Here is a 20,464-nt window from a genome sequence, read left to right on the forward strand (position 1 = left end):
GCCAGGCCTCCTTACGCGTGGTCCTCCGCGTCCCGCTCCCGGACCACCGGCTGAGCCACCGGCGCCGTCGTCTCCCGTGGGATCACCTGGGTCGGCAGGACGACGTGCCGCTCGTGGTCGACGGCGGAGTCCTCGATGAGCTTCAGCGCCAGCTCCCCGGCCTCCCGCCCCATGTCCGACGGTGACTGGGCGACCGTCGACAGGTCGAACCAGTCGGCCAGCGGCTGGTCGTCGAAGCCGAGGACCGAGACGCGTTCGGGGACGGGGATCTGGGTCTTGCGCAGGTTCCAGATGAGGGCGACCGCCACCTCGTCCTGTTCGGCGAAGATCGCGGTGGGGGGCTCGCGCAGGCTCAGCAGGGCGCCGAGCGACTCGGCGGCGGCGCGTTTGCTGCCGACCAGGGTGGACACCACCAGGTCGTCGTCGAGCGGGACACCCGCTTCGGTGAGCGCCTGCTGGTAGCCGAGCAGCCGCTCGTTGGAGCTGAAGGAGAAGCCGCTCGCGCCCACGGTCTGGACGAAGGCGATCCGGCGGTGGCCGAGGTTGAGCAGGTGCCGGGTGCCGTGCAGGGCGCCGGCCACGTCGTCGACGTAGACGCTCGGGCGTCCGTCGACGTGCTGGCTGACGTAGATCACCGGCATGCCGAGGTCGTCGAGCCGGGCGGTCTCCTCGTCGGTCAGGTCGAAGGAGAACACCAGGAGCGCGTCGGCGTTGCGGCGCGCCGGGAGGTGTTCGAAGAACGCGGTGCGCTCGGCCAGGTCGGGGATCTCGTAGACGTTCAGCTGCATGCCCGCCGCCCGTAGCAGCGGGGCCAGGCTGGACAGGGCGGATCCCATGAACCACGAGTTGAGCGTCGGGACCATCACGGCGACCGTCCCGGTCCTGCCCGTGACCAGACTCGCGGCCTGCCGCGACACGGCGAAGTTCAGCTCCCGCGCGGCCTTCTCGACGCGGGCGCGGACGTCGGGGGACACCGTGGACAGACCGCGCAGGGTGCGCGAGACGGTGGAGGTGGAGACCCCGGCCCGTTCGGCCACATCGGCCATGGTGGGGTGCCGCTGAGCTGGTGGCATGAGCGGACGGTAGCACAGCGAGCACCCCGTTTCGGCGCCCTCGTGACAGCGCTTTCACAGAGATGAGAGCCGAGTGGTCAGCTGATTACCCCCAAGTAACGCATTGACTTCGACACAGGGCACCCCTAGCTTGCAAGCGTTGTCCCGACGGCCTCGAAGCCCTCGCAGGCAGAATTCTCATCCCACCTCTGACCTGCTCATTTGCATCACTTGTCCCATGACAACGCAGTCTCACGAGCCGTGACCCCGGTTCCGCACGACCAGGAGAGACAGTGACGACCAGAACCACCACCAGAGCGGCCGCGCTCGCCGCCACCGGGCTGCTCCTCACCGCCTGTGGCGGCGGCTCCGCCCAGGACGGGAAGCCGTCGTTCGAAGGGCGCGGCCCCATCACGTACGTGGCCGGCAAGGACACCACCGGCACCGTCCAGCCGATGCTCGACCGCTGGAACAAGGCGCACCCGAAGGAGAAGGTCACCTTCATCCAGCTGCCGACGGACGCGGACGCGCAGCGCCAGCAGATGATCCAGAACGCGGAGACGAAGTCCGACGCCTACACGGTGCTGTCCCTCGACGTCGTGTGGACCTCGGAGTTCGCCGCCCACCAATGGATCGACCGGCTGCCCGAGAAGCGGTATCCGCTGGGGAAGATGCTGAAGCCGGTGGTGGAGACCTCGCGGTACCGGGGCGGGCTGTACGCGGTGCCGTCCAGTTCGGACGGCGGCATGCTCTACTACCGCACCGATCTGCTGAAGAAGGCGGGCGTCGCGGGGCCGCCCACCACCTGGGCGCAGATGACCGCCGCCTGCGCCAAGGTGAAGAAGCTGCCCGAGGCGAAGGACATGACCTGCTACGCCGGGCAGTTCCAGAAGTACGAGGGCCTGACGGTGAACTTCGCCGAGGCGGTGAACTCCGCGGGCGGCACCGTCACCGACGCCGCCGGCAAGCCGGACGTCGACACCCCCGAGGCCCGCAAGGGCCTGGACTTCCTGTCCCGTTCCTTCAAGGACGGGACGATCCCGAAGAAGGCCATCACCTACCAGGAGGAGGACGGCCGGCAGGCCTTCCAGTCCGGCAGGCTGGTCTTCCTGCGCAACTGGCCGTACGTGTACTCGCTGGCCCAGAAGAGCGGCATCAAGGGCAAGTTCGCGGTCGCGCCCCTGCCCGGCCTCAACGGTCCAGGCTCCTCCAGCCTCGGCGGCCACAACATGGCCGTGTCCTCCTCGGCGAAGAACAAGGCGACGGCCCTGGACTTCATCGAGTTCATGACGAGCGAGAAGAACACGCGGACCCTGCTGGAGGACGCGTCCCTCGCCCCGCCGTACGCCTCGCTCTACGACGACCGGGCACTGATCGGGCAGTACCCGTACCTGCCGGTGCTCAAGGAGTCCATCGTGCGGGCCGTCCCGCGTCCCCGCGTGGTGCCGTACGGCGATGTCACCGCGGCGATCCAGCAGGAGGCGTACGCCGTCCTGAACGGGGACAAGAGCAGCGCGCAGGCACTGCGGGACCTGCAGAAGGCGCTGGGCAAGGCCGTGGCGCAGTGAAGGCCGGGGTCATGACCGAGGCGGTGGCACCGCGCTTGGCGCCTACGCAGGCCGGGCCGCCGGTGCGGCGGGGGCGGGCGACGGCGGGTGCCGGGCGGCTGGCCGCGCTGCTCGTCTCCCCCACCCTGCTGGTGCTCACGGTCGTCGTGCTCTACCCGACCCTGATGGCGGTCAAGGAGTCGCTGTACGGGGCGAAGGGCCTGGACCCGGCGACCGGGTTCATCAGCGACACCGAACCGTTCGTCGGGCTGGGCAACTACGCCGAGATCTTCGGCGAGGCCGGGGCGCGCTTCTGGAACGCTTTCTGGAACACCACGTTCTTCACCGTCGTCACCGTCGGTCTGGAGACCGTGATCGGCGTGGCCATGGCGCTGATCATGCACCGGGCGTTCCGGGGCCGGGCGCTGGTGCGGGCCGGGATCCTGGTCCCCTGGGCGGTGCCGACGGCGATCTCCGGACTGCTGTGGCGGTGGATCTTCAACAGCGACGGTGTCGCCAACGCGCTGCTGGGACAGCAGATCCTGTGGACCACCGAGGGCTTCCACGCCAAGGTCGCCGTCATCGTCGCCGAGGTGTGGAAGACCGCGCCGTTCATCGGGCTGCTGGTCCTGGCCGGCCTCCAGGTGATCCCGAAGGAGGTCTACGAGGCGGCCCGGATGGACGGGGCCCGGCCGGTGCGCCAGTTCTGGCACATCACGCTGCCGCTGGTGAAGCCGGCGCTGCTGGTGGCCGTGCTGTTCCGCTGCATGGACGCGCTGCGGATGTTCGACCTGCCCTACATCCTCGTCGGCGCGCAGAAGCACTCGGTGGAGACGCTGTCGATGCTCGCGCAGAACGAGGCGTCCAACGTCCGCTTCGGACCGGCCTCCGCCTACGCGGTGATCCTCTTCCTCTACGTGTTCCTGATCGCGCTGGCCTTCGTCCGGCTGCTCGGGGCCGATCTCGTCGGGGGCGGACCCGGTGGAAGGCGCCGTGGCAAGGGGGTGGCGGCATGACGCTCAGGGTCGACTGGCGGCGGTGGCTGTCGTACGCGGGGATCGCCGCGGTGGTGGCGTACTGCCTGGCCCCCTTCTACTGGATGCTGGTCTCCAGCCTCCGCCGCACCGGCGACATCTTCGACACCACGCTCCTCCCGTCGCCGCTGTCCTTCGAGAACTACCGGGCCGTGTTCGACCCCGCGCAGGGCTTCGGGCGGGCGCTGCTCAACAGCCTGGTCGTCGCCGGGATCACGACGGTGCTGGCGCTGCTGCTGGCCACGTTCACCGCGTACGCGATGGCCCGGCTGGAGTTCCGTTTCAAGCGGCTGATCCTCACGCTGATCATCGCCACCTCGATGTTCCCGGTGGTGTCGATCGTGGTGCCGCTGCTGAAGCTGTTCACCGACATCGGCTGGATCAACACGTACCAGTCGATGATCGTGCCGAGCATGTCCTTCGCGCTGCCGCTGGCGGTGTGGAACCTGACCACGTTCTTCCGGCAGATGCCGGACGAGCTGGAGCACGCCGCGATGGTCGACGGCTGCACCCGTGGGCAGGCCTTCCGCAAGGTCATCGTGCCGCTGGCCGCGCCGGGCATCTTCACCACGGCGATCATCACGTTCATCGCGGCCTGGAACGAGTTCCTCATCGCCCTGTCGATGACCAACAAGCCGGGTATGCAGACCGCCACGGTCGCCATCTCCAAGTTCACCGGCGCCACGACCTACGAGACCCCCTTCGGCAGCCAGATGGCCGCGGGTGTCCTGGTCACCGTGCCGCTGGTGGTCATGGTGCTGCTCTTCCAGCGCCGTATCGTCGCCGGACTCACCGCCGGCGCCGCGAAGTAGACCCACTGACCCCTGAGGAGCAACGTGTCCCCCACCGGACCCTGGTGGCGCAGCGCCGTCATCTACCAGGTCTACATCCGCAGCTTCGCCGACGGGAACGGCGACGGCGTCGGCGACATCGCCGGCATCCGCTCCCGGCTGCCCTATCTCAAGTCCCTCGGCGTGGACGCGATCTGGATCAACCCCTGGTACAAGTCGCCGATGGCCGACCACGGTTACGACGTCGCCGACTTCCGCGAGATCGACCCGCGGTTCGGCACCCTGGCGGAGGCCGAGCAGCTCATCGAGGAGGCGCACGGGCACGGGATCCGCGTGATTCCCGACATCGTGCCGAACCACACCTCCGACCAGCACGCCTGGTTCCAGGAGGCCCTCGCCGCCGGGCCGGGCAGCCCGGAGCGCGAGCGGTACGTCTTCCGCCCCGGCCGGGGCGCCGACGGTTCGCAGCCGCCGAACGACTGGGTCTCCTGCTTCGGCGGCCCGGCCTGGACCCGGCTGCCCGACGGGGAGTGGTACCTGCACCTGTTCGCGCCCCAGCAGCCGGACCTGAACTGGCAGCACCCCGAGGTGCGGGCCGAGTTCGAGTCGGTGCTGCGGTTCTGGTTCAGCCGGGGCGTGGACGGGTTCCGCATCGACGTGGCCCACGGCCTGATCAAGCACCCGGAGCTGCCGGACCTGCCGCCGCGCCGGGATCCGGAGGCCGGGCAGCCCGTGCGGCACGTGGACCACCCGCACTGGGACCGCGACGAGGTGCACGAGATCTACCGGGCCTGGCGCAAGGTGGCCGACGAGTTCCCCGGCGACCGCTCGTTCGTCGCCGAGGCCTGGGCGGACACGCCCGAGCGGCTCGCGGCGTACGTCCGCCGGGACGGTCTGCACACGGCGTTCAACTTCGACTTCCTGATGTCGAGTTGGGACCCGAAGGACCTGCGGGCGGTCATCGACGGCTCCCTCGCCATGCTGGGCGCGGTGGGTGCGCCGGCGACCTGGGTCCTCTCCAACCACGACGTGATGCGCCACCCCAGCCGCTACGGCCGCCGGGCCGTCAAGCGCTGGGTGGCCAACGAGAGCTACCGCCCGGAGGGTCCCCTCGACCTGGAACTCGGCACCCGGCGGGCCCGGGCCGCGGCCCTGCTGATGCTCGCCCTGCCCGGCGGGGCCTACGTCTACCAGGGTGAGGAACTCGGCCTCCCCGAGGTCGAGGACCTGCCCGAGGACGTCCTCCAGGACCCGACCTGGGAACGCTCGGGCCACACCGACCGGGGCCGGGACGGCTGCCGCGTCCCGATCCCCTGGTCCGGCCGGACGGCCCCCTTCGGCTTCAGTCCCGACGGCGGTTCAGCCGAGCCGTGGCTGCCGCAGCCCGCCCGGTGGGCCGACCACACCGTCGAGTCGCAGACCGGCGATCCCGGCTCCATGCTGGAGCTCTACCGCGCGGCCCTGCGCCTGCGTCACGACCACCCCGCCCTCGGCGACGGCACCATGACCTGGCTGGACGCTCCCGAGGGAGTCCTGGCCTTCCGCCGCGAGCCGGGCTTCGTCTGCGTCGTGAACCTCTCGGCCGAGCCGTGCGAACTGCCCGCGCACCACGCGCTGCTGCTGTCCAGTGGCCCGCTCGAGAACGGCCGCCTCGGGACGGACCAGGCGGTGTGGCTGGAGGTGTGAACCGGCCTCACCGGGCCGCCCGGGCGCCCGCGCCGCTCAGGACGGCCAGGGGGGTGCGGAGGGTGTCGGTGTCCGGGACGGGGCCGCGGGGTCGTCGTACGGGGTCCGCGACTCGGTGCCCGGGGAGTACCTGGTGCGGGCGACCGTCCACGAGGTCGTGGCCTACGGCGGGATCGCGGACTAGGGCCTGTCTGACAAATCCCCGTCGTCCGCCCGAAGGGCGGGCTCCGCGGCGTCTGGTGCGTGCGATCGCAAGGCGCCGGAGCGCCCTCGATGGGGGTGCCCCCTGCTCGAGCGGAGCCGAGAGCTTGGGGGAGGAGCCACGTGGGCGGTTCGGCAACGCGGCGAGCGTGCGTGCCAGACGCCGCGGAGCAGGCGGGGATTTGTCAGACAGGCCCTAGGGGGCTTCCGCCGCGTCGGTGTGGAAGCGCCCCTGGTCACGCCCCCCGCCCACCGTGAAGCCGATCACCGTGCCGCCCCCCTCCCGGCGGAACGCGAAAGGCGCTCCCCCGTGCGCGAGCGCCACCTCACGGACGATGGACAGGCCCAGCCCGGAACCGGGCAGGGAGCGGGCGTCGGCGGCGCGGTAGAAGCGGTCGAAGACGCGGGCGAGGTCGATGTCGGAGATGCCGGGGCCGCGGTCGCGGACCTCGATGCGGATCGTGCCGGGCCGGGCGGGCCCGGCGACGACCATCTCGACGGGGGCCGTGCCGCCCTGGTCGAACTTCACCGCGTTCTCCACCAGGTTGGACAGCGCCCGGGTCAGCATCCCGGGCCGCCCGTCGGTCGTGGTGTCGCCGCTCGCGCGCAGCACGATCCGCCGCCCGCTGCGACGCCGGGCGAGAGCCGCCACCTCCTCGGCGATGTCGGCGACGTCCACCCGCTGCGGCGGCTCCGTGTCGGACTGCCCGGCCGCGAGGTCGACGAGCTCGTTGACCAGGTCGGTCAGCTCCCGCGCCTCCTGCCCGAGGTCGGCGACCAGTTCCTCGCGGGCCCCGGGCGGCAGCTCGTCGATCCGGCGGAGCAGGGAGATGTTCGTACGCAGCGAGGTCAGCGGTGTCCGCAGTTCGTGGCCCGCGTCCTGGACCAGCCGGCGCTGGTCCTCCTCGGACTGGGCGAGCCGGCCCAGCATGCGGTCGAAGGCACGGCCCAGCCGGCCCACCTCGTCGTGCCCGGCGACGGGCACCTGGATGCCGAGCCGCCGGGTGCGGGCGACGTCCTCGGCGGCGTCGGTGAGGACGACCAGACGGCGCGTGATCCGCCGGGCCAGCCACCAGCCGAACAGGCCGGCGCCCACCACCACGGCCGCCATCAGCACCAGCGTCCGCCGCTGGAGCGCCCGCAGCAGGTCCTCGACGTCGCTGAACTCCTGCGCGATCTGCACCGCGCCCCGGCCGCCGCCGAGGGAGACGGTCGCGACCCGGTAGACGTCGTTGCCCACGTCGACGTCCTTGTGCTCGACGACCCGCCCGGACGCCGGCGCGGCGGCGATCCGCACGTCGGTACCGGTGACCGGCAGCCCCGGACTGCCCGGGTCGACGACATGCCCGTCCGGGCCGAGCACCTGCACATCGGTACGGGCGGGCCGGACCAGGTCGTGGCCGGGCGCGGCGGACGAGAAGTCGCCGGGCGACATGCGGTTCCCCCGCACCTCGTCCCGCAGGTCCTGCACGACCTCGTCGAACACCGTCTGCTGGTCCACCCGCACCAGCCGGGCCGCCGCGCTGTAGGACAGGATGCCGACCAGGATCGTCACGGCCGCCGTCACGGCCGCGAACGACACCGCGAACGTGGTCCGCAGCGACACCAGCTTCGGCCGCCGCCCGCTCAGCAACCGGCGGAGGCGGCCCACTCAGTCCTCCCGCAGCACGTAACCCACGCCGCGCACCGTGTGGATCAGCAGCGGCGCGCCCGGCTCGTCGAGCTTGCGGCGCAGGTAGCCGACGTAGACGGCGAGGTTCTTCGAGCCGGGCCCGAAGTCGTAGCCCCAGATGCGGTCGTAGATCGTCGAGTGGTCGAGGACGATGCCGGCGTTGCGGACCAGCAGTTCCAGCAGCTCGAACTCGGTGCGGGTCAGCTCCAGCTCGCGCCCGCCCCGCCAGGCCCGGCGCGCCTGCGGGTCCATGCGGATGCCGGCGGCCTCCAGGAACCGCCCGGGGGCCGGCTTCGGCGCCTCCTCGGCCGCCGGGGCGCTGCCGGCCGCCACCGGGCTCGTACGGCGCAGCAGGGCGCGCAGCCGGGCGAAGACCTCCTCCACGTCGAAGGGCTTCACGACGTAGTCGTCGGCGCCCGCGTCCAGGCCGGCGATCCGGTCGGCGGTCTCCACGAGGGCCGTCAGCATCAGCACCGGCGTCCGGTCGCCCTCGGCGCGCAGCACGCGGCACACCTGGAGCCCGTCGATGCCGGGCATCATCACGTCCAGGACGAGGACGTCCGGCCGGTTGCGGTGGGCCTGGGCCAGTGCCTCGACACCGTCGGCGACCGCCATGACCTGGTAGCCCTCCAGGGTCAGGGCGCGCTCCAGGGCGTTGCGGATGGCGCGGTCGTCTTCGGCGAGCAGCACTGTTTGGGGCACGCGTCCAGTGTGCCAAGCCGCCGGGTCCCCGGGACCGGATGAGCTGCGCCGGTGCGTCCTTCTTACTCCTCTCTCACCACGGTGCGCGGGACGGCCGGGCCGGGCCCCACCGTCCTCTCACGCCCGGGCCGCGGCGAGCCTGGCCGCGTGCGTGGGCGCGTCCGGCACGTCCGCCGGGCGGCCGACGGCGAACTCCTTGCGCAGCACCGGTACGACCTCCTCGCCCAGCAGGTCGATCTGCTCCAGCACGGTCTTCAGCGGCAGTCCGGCGTGGTCGACCAGGAACAGCTGGCGCTGGTAGTCGCCGGCGTACTCGCGGAAGGCCAGCGTCTTCTCGATGACCTGCTGCGGGGAGCCGACGGTCAGCGGCGTCTGCTCCATGAAGTCCTCCAGCGACGGCCCGTGCCCGTACACCGGGGCGACGTCGAAGTACGGCCGGAACTCGCGGACGGCGTCCTGCGCGTTCTTCCGCATGAACACATGCCCGCCGAGCCCGACGATCGCCTGCTCGGGCGTGCCGTGCCCGTAGTGCGCGTACCGCGTCCGGTACAGCTCGACCATGCGCTTGGTGTGGTCGGCCGGCCAGAAGATGTTGTTGTGGAAGAAGCCGTCGCCGTAGAAGGCGGCCTGCTCGGCGATCTCCGGCGAGCGGATCGACCCGTGCCAGACGAACGGGGGCACGCCGTCCAGCGGCCGGGGCGTGGCCGTGAAGCCCTGCAACGGTGTGCGGAACTTCCCCTCCCAGTCGACGCCTTCCTCGCGCCACAGGCGGTGCAGCAGGGCGTAGTTCTCGACGGCGAGCGGGATGCCCTGCCGGATGTCCTGCCCGAACCAGGGGTAGACGGGGGCGGTGTTGCCGCGCCCCAGCATCAGGTCGACGCGGCCGTCGGCCAGGTGCTGGAGCATCGCGAAGTCCTCGGCGATCTTCACCGGGTCGCTGGTGGTGATGAGGGTGGTGGCCGTGGAGAGGACCAGGCGCTCGGTGCGGGCGGCGACGTAGCCGAGCATGGTGGTCGGGGACGACGGCACGAACGGCGGGTTGTGGTGCTCGCCGGTGGCGAAGACGTCGAGCCCGGCCTCCTCGGCCTTCAGGGCGATGGCGACCATGGCCTTGATGCGCTCGCGCTCGGTCGGTGTCCGGCCGGTGGTCGGGTCGGGCGTGACGTCACCGACGCTGAAGATCCCGAACTGCATGGTCGCTCACCCTCCAGGTTGTTTACGCTTCAACGATACCTGGGACAACCACGACCACCGCGGGACCATTCCAGGGGGATCCCGGCCCCTCCCCCGAGGGGCTCAGAACGGCTCGTCGGGCGGCAGCAGCCCCAACTGCCCCAGGAAGTCCAGCTCGTCGAAGTACAGCCGGTAGTCCACGATCCGCCCGTCCCGCACGGTGGCGATGTCCACCCCGCGGATCCGGATCTCCTTCTGCGTCGGCGGCAGCGTCTCGCCGTTGGGCAGTTCCAGCGGCCCGGTGTTGCGCCCGCTGAAGATCCCCTCGTCGATGGCCGTGTCGCCCACCTCGTAGGAGTGCAGCGACTGGAACGTCGCCTCGGGGACCGCCTCCGTCATCCCCCGCCAGTACTCGACGATGTCGTCGCGCCCGCGCAGCTCGCCCTCGTCAGGGGTGAAGGCGACCGCGTCCTCGGCGTACAGCTCGGCGATGACCTTCAGATCGGCGTGCGTGGTGACCGCGTCCGTGAGCCGGTCCATGACCTCACGTGCCTCGCCCATGATCCACCTCCAGGAAAGCCCAGGAACCAGGGGACCACCCGCCCCCATTGTCCCACCGCGGGCCCCGCCTATCCTGGCCGGAAGCCCTGCCGCACCAGCAAGCCCCACACCACGCCCGAGGAGCTCCCATGGCCACCGTCGCCCCGTCCGCAGCCTCCCGCATCGCCGTCGTCACCGGTGCGAGCAGCGGCATCGGCGCCGCCACGGCCCGGCAGCTCGCCGCGGCCGGCTACCGCGTCGTCCTGACCGCCCGCCGCAAGGACCGCATCGAGGCACTGGCGGAGGAGATCGACAAGGCGGGCCACCAGGCCACGGCGTACGCCCTCGACGTCACGGACCGCGCGGCGGTCGACGAGTTCGCCACGGCCTTCCAGACGATCGGCGTCCTGGTCAACAACGCCGGCGGCGCGCTCGGCGCCGACCCGGTCGCGACCGGCGACCCGGCCGACTGGCGGCAGATGTACGAGACGAACGTCATCGGCACCCTCAACCTCACCCAGGCCCTGCTGCCCAAGCTGGTCGCGAGCGGCGACGGCACGGTCGTGGTCGTCTCCTCCACCGCCGGCCACGGCACCTACGAGGGCGGCGCGGGCTACGTCGCCGCCAAGCACGGCGCCCACGTCCTGGCCGAGACCCTCCGCCTGGAGATCGTCGGCCAGCCGGTCCGCGTCATCGAGATCGCCCCCGGCATGGTCAAGACGGACGAGTTCGCCCTGACCCGCTTCGGCGGCGACACGGAGAAGGCGGAGAAGGTCTACCAGGGCGTCGCCGAGCCCCTCACCGCCGACGACGTGGCGGAGACGATCACCTGGGCGGTGACCCGCCCCAGCCACGTCAACGTCGACCTCCTGATCCTGCGCCCCCGCGCCCAGGCCTCGAACACGAAGGTGCACCGGGAGTCGTAGAGCCGGCGGGTCACCCCTTGACGCAGACGACCTGCTTCAGCTTCGCCACGACCTCCACCAGGTCCCGCTGCTGGTCGATGACCTGCTCGATCGGCTTGTAGGCCGCCGGGATCTCGTCCACGACGCCGGAGTCCTTGCGGCACTCCACGCCCCGGGTCTGCTCCTCCAGATCCTTCGTCGAGAACCGGCGCTTGGCCGCGTTGCGGCTCATGCGCCGGCCCGCGCCGTGCGAGGCCGAGTTGAAGGACTTGTCGTTGCCGAGGCCCTTCACGATGTACGAACCCGTGCCCATGGAACCGGGGATGATCCCGTACTCGCCGGAGCCGGCCCGGATCGCGCCCTTGCGGGTCACGAGCAGGTCCATCCCGTCGTACCGCTCTTCCGCCACGTAGTTGTGGTGGCAGGAGATTTCCGGCTCGAACGCCGGCTTGGCCTTCTTGAACTCTTTGCGGATGACGTCCTTCAGGAGCGCCATCATGATCGAGCGGTTGTACTTCGCGTACTCCTGCGCCCAGAACAGGTCGTTGCGGTACGCCGCCATCTGCGGGGTGTCCGCGACGAAGACGGCGAGGTCGCGGTCGACCAGGCCCTGGTTGTGCGGGAGCTTCTGAGCGATGCCGATGTGGTGCTCGGCGAGCTCCTTGCCGATGTTGCGAGAACCGGAGTGGAGCATGAGCCACACAGAGTTCTGCGTATCTACGCATACCTCCGCAAAATGATTCCCGGATCCGAGCGTCCCCATCTGCTTGGCAGCCCGCTCCCCACGGAACTTGACCGCCTCCGCAACCCCGTCGAACCGCCCCCAGAACCCCTCCCAGCCGGCCGTACCGAACCCGTGCAGCCGCCCGGGGTCGACGGGATCGTCGTGCATCCCCCGCCCGACCGGAATCACCTGCTCGATCCTGGACCGCAGCCGCGACAGATCCCCGGGCAGGTCGTTCGCCGTCAGGGACGTCTTCACCGCCGACATGCCGCAGCCGATGTCGACCCCCACCGCCGCCGGGCACACCGCACCCTGCATCGCGATGACCGAGCCGACCGTCGCGCCCTTTCCGTAGTGCACGTCGGGCATGACCGCCAGGCCCTTGATCCAGGGCAGCGTGGCCACGTTCTGGAGCTGCTGGAGCGCCGAGCCCTCGACCGTCGCCGGGTCGGCCCACATCCGGATCGGCACCTTCGCACCCGGTACCTCTACATACGACATAGCGTCCTCAATCCCCCGTAAGACGAACAGAAGTCCTCAACCGCAAATACCGGCGCCAAGGTCGACGAAAGGGAATCCGGACCGGCGTCCACGGCAGTGCGTGCGATACACATTGTGTCCATCGGCCGCCCCGCGGCGGCAAGCCAATATCCGTGCCGAGAGGAGCCTTCACGTGCAACGGAAGGCGTACGCACCCGCTATCGCCGCGCTCCTCGCCGCCCTGCTCGCCGGCTGCACCGGCAGCTCGGACGACGGCGGCCCGGCGGACGACTCCAACCCGGGCGACACGGGCACCGCGTCGGCCGCCGCCGAGCCGGGCCGCTACCGCACGCTCCCCGAGCCCTGCACCGCGGTCGGCCACAGCACGCTCGACGAACTCCTGCCCGGCATCCGGCAGATCAGCGACGAGGAACAGCGCGAGAAGGCGTACGAGGGTGAGGCGACGGTCACCTTCGACACCGACCGCAAGGTCGGCTGCCAGTGGAAGGTCGACGGCCCGCAGGCCACCGACCATCTGCAGGTCGACTTCGAACGGGTCGTCTCCTACGACAGCGCGGTCAGCGACGACAGCCAGGCCGAGCAGCTCTACGCGGAGAAGGAGGCGGCGGCCCACCTCCCCGAGCCGACCGCCACGGAGTCCGCCGTGGCGGGCAACACCCCGGCCGGCGGCACCTCCGCAGCCCCGAGCGGCTCCCCCGCCGGGTCCTCTCCGTCCGGTACCGCCTCGCCCTCGCCGTCCACGTCCACCGCCCCGTCCACGGCCCCGAGCGCCGCCCCGACCGAGCTCCAGCCGCGCGTCCTCGAGGACCTCGGGGAGGAGGCCTTCATCGACGACGAGCTGAGCAGCTCCGGTTCGACGGCCAAGCAGCGGACGGTGACTGTGGCGTTCCGCACGTCCAACGTCATCGTGACCATCGAGTACATCGAGCAGCCGGCCACCGTCGGTGTCGTTCCGGACAGCAAGGAATTGCAGGACAGGGCCCAGAAACTGGCCTCCCAGCTGGCCGATTCGCTGGGCGACTGAGGCCCCTTCACGCCCCCTTCACCCTCACCCGCAAAGCACCCGAAGGAAGAACACACCACGGCCTCAGCGCGTACGGTGACCACTCGGACCCGTTCCGACCGCAGGAACCACGAGCGTCATGAGTGAAGGAACCATGCAGCGACGAGTACAGCGTGACCAGCGAGACCAGCGAGACCAGCGAGCGAAGCGACTCAACCGCGTCCTTGTCTGCGCGGCCGCCGTTCCCGTGATGCTGGTCGCCTCCGGCTGCTCCTCGGACTCCGGCTCCGGCGACAGCACGGACAAGGCCGCGAACGCCGCCGCCTCGGCGTCCGCCAGCCCGTCGCCGACCGTGAAGGCGGCGGCGTACGGCAAGCTCCCGGAGCCCTGCAAGGTGCTGTCGAAGAAGACGCTGAAGGACCTCGTCCCGGAGGGCAAGTCCGGCAAGGAGGGCAAGTCGGACGACATCTCCACGCGCGCCGGCTGCTCTTGGAACAGCCTCGACAACAACGGCGTGAAGGGCTCGCAGTTCCGCTGGCTGAACGTGTCGATGCTGCGCTTCGAGTCGGACGCCACGCGCGGCCCGGCCGACAAGCTGGCCCAGGAGTACTACGCCAAGCAGGTCGAGGAAGCCCAGGGTGTCGAAGGCGCCAAGAGCACCAAGTCGGAGCCGGTGACCGACATCGGTGACCAGGCGACGGCCGTGCGCTACGACCTGAAGAAGAAGGAAGGCACCTTCAAGCAGCAGACGGTCGTGGCACGCGTCGAGAACGTCGTCGTCACGCTCGACTACAACGGCGCGGGTCTGGCCGGTGACAAGGCGCCGAGCGCCGACGACCTGACGAAGGACGCGAAGAAGGCCGCCGAGGAGGCGGTCGAGGCCGTCTCCGAGGCGAACGGCGCGGGCGGCAAGGCCGGCGACGCCCCCTCGAAGTCCCCGTCGAAGTCGGCCTCGAAGCCGGCCGACGGAGCCTCGAAGGAGCCCTCGAAGGAGGCGTCCTCGTCCCCGTCGAAGTCGTCCTCCGAGAAGCCCGCGTCGAAGAGCTGAACACCGCCGACCGGAACCGGCCACCCGTCCTCCGCACACATGTGCCACCCTGTTGCGCGCAACAGCACGCAAGGGGAGGGGAGTGACGGGTGGCCGCGCCACTGCAACTGACTCGGATGCACCGCGTTCTCATCGGTGTGGTCGTCGCCGGAGCGGTGATCATCGCCGGTATCGGCTTCGCCGGTTCGTACGCGGCCGTGCGCGAGTTGGCCCTGAAGAAGGGCTTCGGGAACTTCTCCTACGTCTTCCCGATCGGCATCGACGCGGGTATCTGCGTCCTGCTGGCCCTGGACCTGCTCCTCACCTGGATCAGGATCCCGTTCCCCCTCCTGCGGCAGACGGCCTGGCTGCTGACGGCGGCGACGATCGCCTTCAACGGCGCGGCGGCCTGGCCGGATCCGCTCGGTGTGGGCATGCACGGAGTGATCCCGATCCTCTTCGTGGTCTCGGTCGAGGCGGCCCGCCACGCGATCGGCCGGATCGCCGACATCACGGCCGACAAGCACATGGAGGGCGTCCGCCTCACCCGCTGGATGCTCTCCCCCGTGCCGACGTTCCTGCTGTGGCGCCGCATGAAGCTCTGGGAGCTCCGCTCCTACGAACAGGTCATCAAGCTGGAGCAGGAACGTCTCGTCTACCAGGCGAGGCTCCGCTCCCGCTTCGGCCGCGCGTGGCGGCGCAAGGCCCCGGTCGAGTCCCTGATGCCCCTGAGGCTGGCCCGCTACGGCGTCCCCCTGGCGGAAACGGCCCCTGCGGGCCTCGCGGCGGCGGGGATCGAACCGGCCCTGATACCGCCGGCCCCGCAGCAGGCTCTGGACGCGGCGGAACCGAAGACGCTGGCGGCGAACTCCGCCCCCGCCGCGGGCAGTCGTGCCGCTGGGGCGGCACAGGTGGGCGCGACGGCACCCCACAGCGGGCAGCGTCCGGAGCTCGACAGCGGCCCCCACGCGGAGCACCTGGACAGCGAACCCGAGCCGGAGCCGGACCAGAGCCCCTGGTTCAACACCCCGCGCGAGGTCGACTACCAGGGCGGCTACGACCCGGCCTACGACCCCGACCAGTACGCGCAGTGGATCGCCGAGCCCCCGCAGGCCGAGCGGCACCCCGACCAGCCGCAGGAGCCCCTCTCCCCGGAGGACACCGGCAGCTTCCCCATCCCGGTCGGCCCCAACCGCACCCGTGAACTGGGCGACGGCGGCGGCACCCCACCGGCCGTCGGGCCGGACGAGGAGGCGTACTACCAGATCTTCCGCGAGTCGATAAAGAGCGGGAACGGAGCGCCCACCCCGCGCGGGTTCCTCGCCGACGTCGAGGCGACCTACGGCGTCACCCTGGATGAGGCCGAGTCCAAGCGCATGGTGAACCGCTTCTCCAACCGCCTCAACGCAGAGCTGACGGACGAGCACATCGCCTGACACGCACACGCACACGAAAAGGGGGCCCTCGATCCGAGGGCCCCCTTTCGCGTCACCGCTTACTCACCGAGCAGATGCCGCACCCGCTCCTGCCCGACCGCCAGCAGCAGCGTGGGCAGCCGCGGCCCGGTGTCCCGGCCCACCAGCAGGTGGTACAGCAGCGCGAAGAACGACCGCTGAGCGGTCTTGATCTCCGGGGGCAGCTCCTTCGGCGTCGCGTCGGCCGGGAAACCGGCCTGCACCTTCGGCACGCCGTAGACGAGGTGGGTCAGCCCGTCCAGCGACCAGTGGTCGGCGAGCCCGTCGAGCAGCAGCCGCAGCGACTGGAGCCCCTGCTCGTCGAGCGACTTCAGCAGCTCGGCGTCCGGCTCGTCCCGCACGATCGTCCGCTGGTCGGCGGGCACGTGCGTGTTGATCCAGGCCTCGGCCTTGTCGTACCGCGGCCGCGCCTCGTCCAGCGAGGTCAGCGGCTGCTCCGGGTCCAGCTCGCTCAGGATCCGCAGCGCCTGGTCCTCGTGCCCGGCGGTGATGTCCGCGACGGACGCCAGCGTCCGGTACGGCAGCGGCCGGGCCGTGCGCGGCAGCTCACCGGCGGCCGTGCCCACCGCACGCGCGTGCGCGGCGGCGTCGGCCGGCAGCGCACTGCCGTCGGCGACCTTGGCGTCCAGCCGGTCCCACTCGTCGTACAGCCGCTGGATCTCCTGGTCGAAGGCGACCTTGAAGGACTGGTTGGGCCTGCGCCGCGCGTACAGCCAGCGCAGCAGCTGCGGCTCCATGATCTTCAGGGCGTCCGCCGGGGTCGGCACGCCGCCCCGTGAGGACGACATCTTCGCCATGCCGCTGATGCCCACGAAGGCGTACATCGGCCCGATCGGCTGCTGTCCGCCGAAGATCCCGACGATCTGCCCGCCGACCTGGAACGACGACCCGGGGGACGAGTGGTCGACGCCGCTCGGCTCGAACACGACACCCTCGTACGCCCACCGCATCGGCCAGTCGACCTTCCAGACCAGCTTGCCGCGGTTGAACTCGCTCAGCCGGACCGTCTCGGAGAAGCCGCACGCGGTGCAGGCGTACGTCAGCTCCGTGGAGTCGTCGTCGTAGGACGTGACGGTGGTGAGGTCCTTCTCGCAGTTGCCGCAGTACGGCTTGTACGGGAAGTACCCGGCCGTGCCGGAGCTGCCGTCGTCCTCGCCGGCCGCGCCGGAGCCCTCGGCGGCCTCCAGCTCGGCCTCGTCGACCGGCTTCTGCCCCTGCTGCTTCTTGGCGGGGGCCTTCTTCGTCCGGTACTGGTCGAGGATCGCGTCGATGTCGCCGCGGTGCTTGATGGCGTGCAGGATCTGCTCGCGGTACACGCCGGAGGTGTACTGCGCGGTCTGGCTGATCCCGTCGAACTCCACGCCCAGCTCGGCCAGCGACTCGATCATCGCGGCCTTGAAGTGCTCGGCCCAGTTCGGGTAGGAGGAGCCCTTGGGCGCCGGGACGGACGTCAGCGGCTTGCCGATGTGCTCGGCCCACGACTCGTCGACGCCGGCGATACCGGCCGGGACCTTGCGGTACCGGTCGTAGTCGTCCCAGGAGATCAGGTGGCGCACCTGGTGGCCCCGCCGCCGGATCTCGTCCGCGACGAGGTGCGGGGTCATGACCTCGCGCAGGTTCCCGAGGTGGATGGGCCCGGACGGGGAGAGCCCGGACGCGACGACGACGGGTTTGCCCGGGGCCCGACGCTCCGACTCCTCGATGACCTCATCCGCGAAACGGGAGACCCAGTCGGTGGTCTCGGTGCTCTGAGCCACGATCGGCACGTCCTTCTTTCCTCATCGGGCAGCCGGTACGGTCGCACGGCTGACCGCCCCATTGTCCCAGACCCCCTCGCGCCCGGAAAAACGGCTTTACCCGCATGGAATACTGGCCGTGTCTATCGATTCCCTCGAGGAGAACGGCACCCTTACCTATGGCCTCGGTCACGTCCCTCAGCGACTCCGTCCACCAGCGCCTCGCGGCGGCCCTGTCGGCGGCCCTGCCGCAGGCCGGTTCCGCGGACCCGCTGCTGCGACGAAGCGACCGGGCCGACTTCCAGGCCAACGGGATCCTGGCCCTCGCGAAGAAGGAGAAGGCCAACCCGAGGGAGCTGGCGACGCAGGTCGTCGCCCAGGTCGAGTCGGGTGACGTGATCAAGGACGTCGAGGTCTCCGGACCCGGCTTCCTGAACATCACGATCACCGACCGCGCGATCACCGAGAACCTCGCCGCGCGGCACGCGGACGGCGAGCGTCTCGGCGTGCCGCCGAAGGAGAACGCGGGCATCACGGTCGTCGACTACGCCCAGCCGAACGTGGCGAAGGAGATGCACGTCGGTCACCTGCGGTCGGCGGTCATCGGCGACGCCCTGCGCGGCATGCTCGACTTCACCGGCGAGAAGACGATCGGCCGGCACCACATCGGCGACTGGGGCACCCAGTTCGGCATGCTCATCCAGTACCTGTTCGAGCACCCCGGCGAGCTGGCCCCCGCGGCCGACGTCGACGGCCAGCAGGCGATGAGCAACCTGAACCGGGTGTACAAGGCGTCGCGTGCGCTCTTCGACGCGGACGAGGAGTTCAAGGAGCGGGCCCGCAAGCGGGTCGTCGCCCTGCAGTCCGGTGACAAGGAGACGCTCGAGCTGTGGCAGCAGTTCGTGGACGAGTCGAAGGTCTACTTCTACTCCGTCTTCGAGAAGCTCGACATGGAGATCCGCGACGAGGAGATCGTCGGCGAATCCGCCTACAACGAGGGCATGCCCGAGACCGCCCGCCTCCTGGAGGAGATGGGTGTCGCGGTGCGCTCCGAGGGCGCGCTCGTGGTGTTCTTCGACGAGATCCGCGGCAAGGACGACCAGCCGGTCCCGCTGATCGTGCAGAAGGCGGACGGCGGCTTCGGCTACGCGGCCTCCGACCTGACGGCGATCCGCAACCGCGTCTTCGACCTGCGGGCGACGACGCTGCTGTACGTCGTGGACGTACGCCAGTCGCTCCACTTCAGGATGGTCTTCGAGACGGCCCGCCGGGCCGGCTGGCTGGGCGAGCACGTCACCGCGCACAACATGGGCTACGGCACGGTGCTCGGCGCGGACGGCAAGCCGTTCAAGACGCGTGAGGGCGAGACCGTACGGCTGGAGGATCTGCTGGACGAGGCGGTGCAGCGGGCCGCCGAGGTCGTACGGGAGAAGGCACAGGACCTCACCGAGGACGAGATCCAGGAGCGGGCCGCGCAGGTCGGCATCGGTGCCGTCAAGTACGCGGACCTGTCGACGTCGCCGAACCGGGACTACAAGTTCGACCTGGACCAGATGGTGTCGCTGAACGGCGACACGTCCGTCTACCTCCAGTACGCGTACGCCCGGATCCAGTCGATCCTGCGCAAGGCCGGCGAGACGAAGCCGGTCGCGCACCCGGAGCTCGAACTCGCCCCGGCGGAGCGGGCGCTCGGTCTGCACCTGGACGCGTTCGGCGACACGGTCTTCGAAGCCGCCGCGGAGTACGCCCCGCACAAGCTGGCGGCGTACCTCTACCAGCTGGCCTCGCTGTACACGACGTTCTACGACAAGTGCCCGGTGCTGAAGGCCGAGACGCCCGAGCAGGTCGAGAACCGCCTGTTCCTCTGCGATGTCACGGCCCGCACGCTCCACCGGGGCATGGACCTGCTGGGCATCCGGACGCCCGAGCGGCTCTGAGCCCTGGTCCTTCCGACCGGCCCCGAGGGCGGCACTCCCCCGTTGAGTGCCGCCCTCGGGCGTTGTGGAGAAGCCGCTGGTCAGCGGCAGTTCACCCAGGTGTTGGACTTGATGTAGTGGCTCGCGCTGTCGGTCGTCTTGTATCCCCTCGGGACGACGCCGCTGGACCCGCCGTGGTTCTTCGCCGAGAACCACTTGAAGTCGCAGGTCGCGCCGTGGTTGTACCAGGACTTGAAGTTCTGGAACACCGGGTACTGGGTCAGGTCCTTGTTGGTCCCGGCGACCTTCTGCATGCGGCCGGTGTAGTCCTGTCCGGCCCACACGCAGAACCAGCCCGACGGACAGGCCGACGCCGCCTGAGGCGTGGCCTCCGCCGCACCTGCCGTACCCGCGTTGCCGGCCAGCAGACCGCCGGCCAGCGCGATGCCCCCGGCCATCACCGCGAACTTCCTGGTCATACCCATGCTGTTGCCCCCTTCGTGGCTGGGCCGACCGCCACCGGCCGGCTCCGCATCGAGACTGCGGCCCGGGCGCCGGGGACCGCCACAACCGCCGCCGAAATGACGTCCTCATGGGACGTCCCACCCGCTGACCTGCGGCGCCACCGCGCGCCGGGACGGCAGGGCGGGACGCCTCCGGCGCGCCCGTGGCCGGATCGGTAGGGGACCGGCAGGTGACCGCAACCGATGTCTGGGGCAGCGCGTGGATGCTGGTGCAGAATGCGGCGGTAACGGGGACCGCTGACCACGGTCCACGAA

Annotated in this window: 17 protein-coding genes; 9 read left to right on the forward strand and 8 right to left on the reverse strand. The window is 70.6% G+C overall.

Going from position 1 to position 20,464, the window contains the following annotated elements:
• Positions 1 to 11: 11 nt before the first annotated feature.
• Positions 12 to 1,046 carry a LacI family DNA-binding transcriptional regulator gene (locus ABEA82_RS09645; protein ID WP_345661016.1) on the reverse strand — a complete coding sequence of 345 codons (1,035 nt, stop codon included), beginning with the start codon at positions 1,044 to 1,046 and terminating at the stop codon, positions 12 to 14.
• A 299-nt stretch (positions 1,047 to 1,345) separates the two neighbouring features.
• Between ABEA82_RS09645 and ABEA82_RS09650 the strand changes: the two genes are divergently transcribed.
• The 4 genes from ABEA82_RS09650 to ABEA82_RS09665 are packed head-to-tail and all read left to right on the forward strand — an operon-like array spanning position 1,346 to position 6,110.
• A complete protein-coding gene (locus ABEA82_RS09650; protein WP_345660934.1) occupies positions 1,346 to 2,620 on the forward strand; it encodes an ABC transporter substrate-binding protein in 1,275 nt (424 codons plus the stop codon).
• Between the two features lie 11 nt (positions 2,621 to 2,631).
• A complete protein-coding gene (locus tag ABEA82_RS09655) occupies positions 2,632 to 3,615 on the forward strand; it encodes a carbohydrate ABC transporter permease (protein ID WP_345660935.1) in 984 nt (327 codons plus the stop codon).
• Entirely contained in the window at positions 3,612 to 4,445 is an 834-nt protein-coding gene (locus tag ABEA82_RS09660) for a carbohydrate ABC transporter permease (RefSeq protein WP_345660936.1), read from the forward strand. Before ABEA82_RS09655 ends, ABEA82_RS09660 begins: the two co-directional genes overlap by 4 nt.
• A 24-nt stretch (positions 4,446 to 4,469) precedes the next feature.
• Positions 4,470 to 6,110, forward strand: a complete 1,641-nt coding sequence (locus ABEA82_RS09665) for a glycoside hydrolase family 13 protein (protein ID WP_345660937.1) — start codon at positions 4,470 to 4,472, stop codon at positions 6,108 to 6,110.
• 397 nt (positions 6,111 to 6,507) lie between these two features.
• On the opposite strand, the gene ABEA82_RS09670 is transcribed toward ABEA82_RS09665, so the two are convergent.
• The 4 genes from ABEA82_RS09670 to ABEA82_RS09685 form a co-directional block, all read right to left on the reverse strand.
• Positions 6,508 to 7,962, reverse strand: coding sequence for a sensor histidine kinase (locus ABEA82_RS09670; protein WP_345660938.1), 1,455 nt, complete (start codon positions 7,960 to 7,962; stop codon positions 6,508 to 6,510).
• Positions 7,963 to 8,685, reverse strand: a complete 723-nt coding sequence (locus tag ABEA82_RS09675) for a response regulator transcription factor (protein WP_345660939.1) — start codon at positions 8,683 to 8,685, stop codon at positions 7,963 to 7,965.
• A gap of 117 nt (positions 8,686 to 8,802) precedes the next feature.
• A complete protein-coding gene (locus ABEA82_RS09680) occupies positions 8,803 to 9,879 on the reverse strand; it encodes an LLM class flavin-dependent oxidoreductase (protein ID WP_345660940.1) in 1,077 nt (358 codons plus the stop codon).
• Between the two features lie 102 nt (positions 9,880 to 9,981).
• Positions 9,982 to 10,419, reverse strand: coding sequence for an ester cyclase (locus tag ABEA82_RS09685; RefSeq protein WP_345660941.1), 438 nt, complete (start codon positions 10,417 to 10,419; stop codon positions 9,982 to 9,984).
• 128 nt (positions 10,420 to 10,547) lie between these two features.
• Between ABEA82_RS09685 and ABEA82_RS09690 the strand changes: the two genes are divergently transcribed.
• Positions 10,548 to 11,324, forward strand: a complete 777-nt coding sequence (locus ABEA82_RS09690) for an SDR family NAD(P)-dependent oxidoreductase (RefSeq protein WP_345660942.1) — start codon at positions 10,548 to 10,550, stop codon at positions 11,322 to 11,324.
• A gap of 10 nt (positions 11,325 to 11,334) precedes the next feature.
• Here ABEA82_RS09690 and ABEA82_RS09695 read toward each other — a convergent pair whose 3' ends face one another.
• Entirely contained in the window at positions 11,335 to 12,528 is a 1,194-nt protein-coding gene (locus tag ABEA82_RS09695; RefSeq protein ID WP_345660943.1) for an RtcB family protein, read from the reverse strand.
• 172 nt (positions 12,529 to 12,700) lie between these two features.
• Here ABEA82_RS09695 and ABEA82_RS09700 point away from each other — a divergent pair, with 172 nt between their 5' ends.
• From ABEA82_RS09700 to ABEA82_RS09710, 3 genes are all read left to right on the forward strand, one after another.
• Positions 12,701 to 13,552 carry a DUF3558 domain-containing protein gene (locus ABEA82_RS09700; RefSeq protein WP_345660944.1) on the forward strand — a complete coding sequence of 284 codons (852 nt, stop codon included), beginning with the start codon at positions 12,701 to 12,703 and terminating at the stop codon, positions 13,550 to 13,552.
• 118 nt (positions 13,553 to 13,670) lie between these two features.
• Complete coding sequence (locus ABEA82_RS09705) at positions 13,671 to 14,579, forward strand: DUF3558 family protein (protein ID WP_345660945.1); 909 nt, start codon at positions 13,671 to 13,673, stop codon at positions 14,577 to 14,579.
• Positions 14,580 to 14,668: 89 nt separating this feature from the next.
• Complete coding sequence (locus ABEA82_RS09710; RefSeq protein WP_345660946.1) at positions 14,669 to 15,994, forward strand: DUF2637 domain-containing protein; 1,326 nt, start codon at positions 14,669 to 14,671, stop codon at positions 15,992 to 15,994.
• Positions 15,995 to 16,053: 59 nt separating this feature from the next.
• Here ABEA82_RS09710 and lysS read toward each other — a convergent pair whose 3' ends face one another.
• The gene (lysS, locus tag ABEA82_RS09715) at positions 16,054 to 17,799 is read right to left on the reverse strand and encodes a lysine--tRNA ligase (protein WP_345660947.1); all 1,746 of its coding nucleotides are present in this window, start codon (positions 17,797 to 17,799) and stop codon (positions 16,054 to 16,056) included.
• 149 nt (positions 17,800 to 17,948) lie between these two features.
• Between lysS and argS the strand changes: the two genes are divergently transcribed.
• A complete protein-coding gene (argS, locus tag ABEA82_RS09720) occupies positions 17,949 to 19,706 on the forward strand; it encodes an arginine--tRNA ligase (RefSeq protein ID WP_345660948.1) in 1,758 nt (585 codons plus the stop codon).
• 80 nt (positions 19,707 to 19,786) lie between these two features.
• Here the strand turns inward: argS and ABEA82_RS09725 are convergent, their stop codons facing one another.
• Complete coding sequence (locus ABEA82_RS09725) at positions 19,787 to 20,170, reverse strand: peptidase inhibitor family I36 protein (protein WP_345660949.1); 384 nt, start codon at positions 20,168 to 20,170, stop codon at positions 19,787 to 19,789.
• Positions 20,171 to 20,464: the final 294 nt, after the last annotated feature.

It is taken from the genome of Streptomyces venetus, assembly GCF_039540295.1.
Taxonomy (GTDB): Bacteria; Actinomycetota; Actinomycetes; order Streptomycetales; family Streptomycetaceae; genus Streptomyces; species Streptomyces venetus.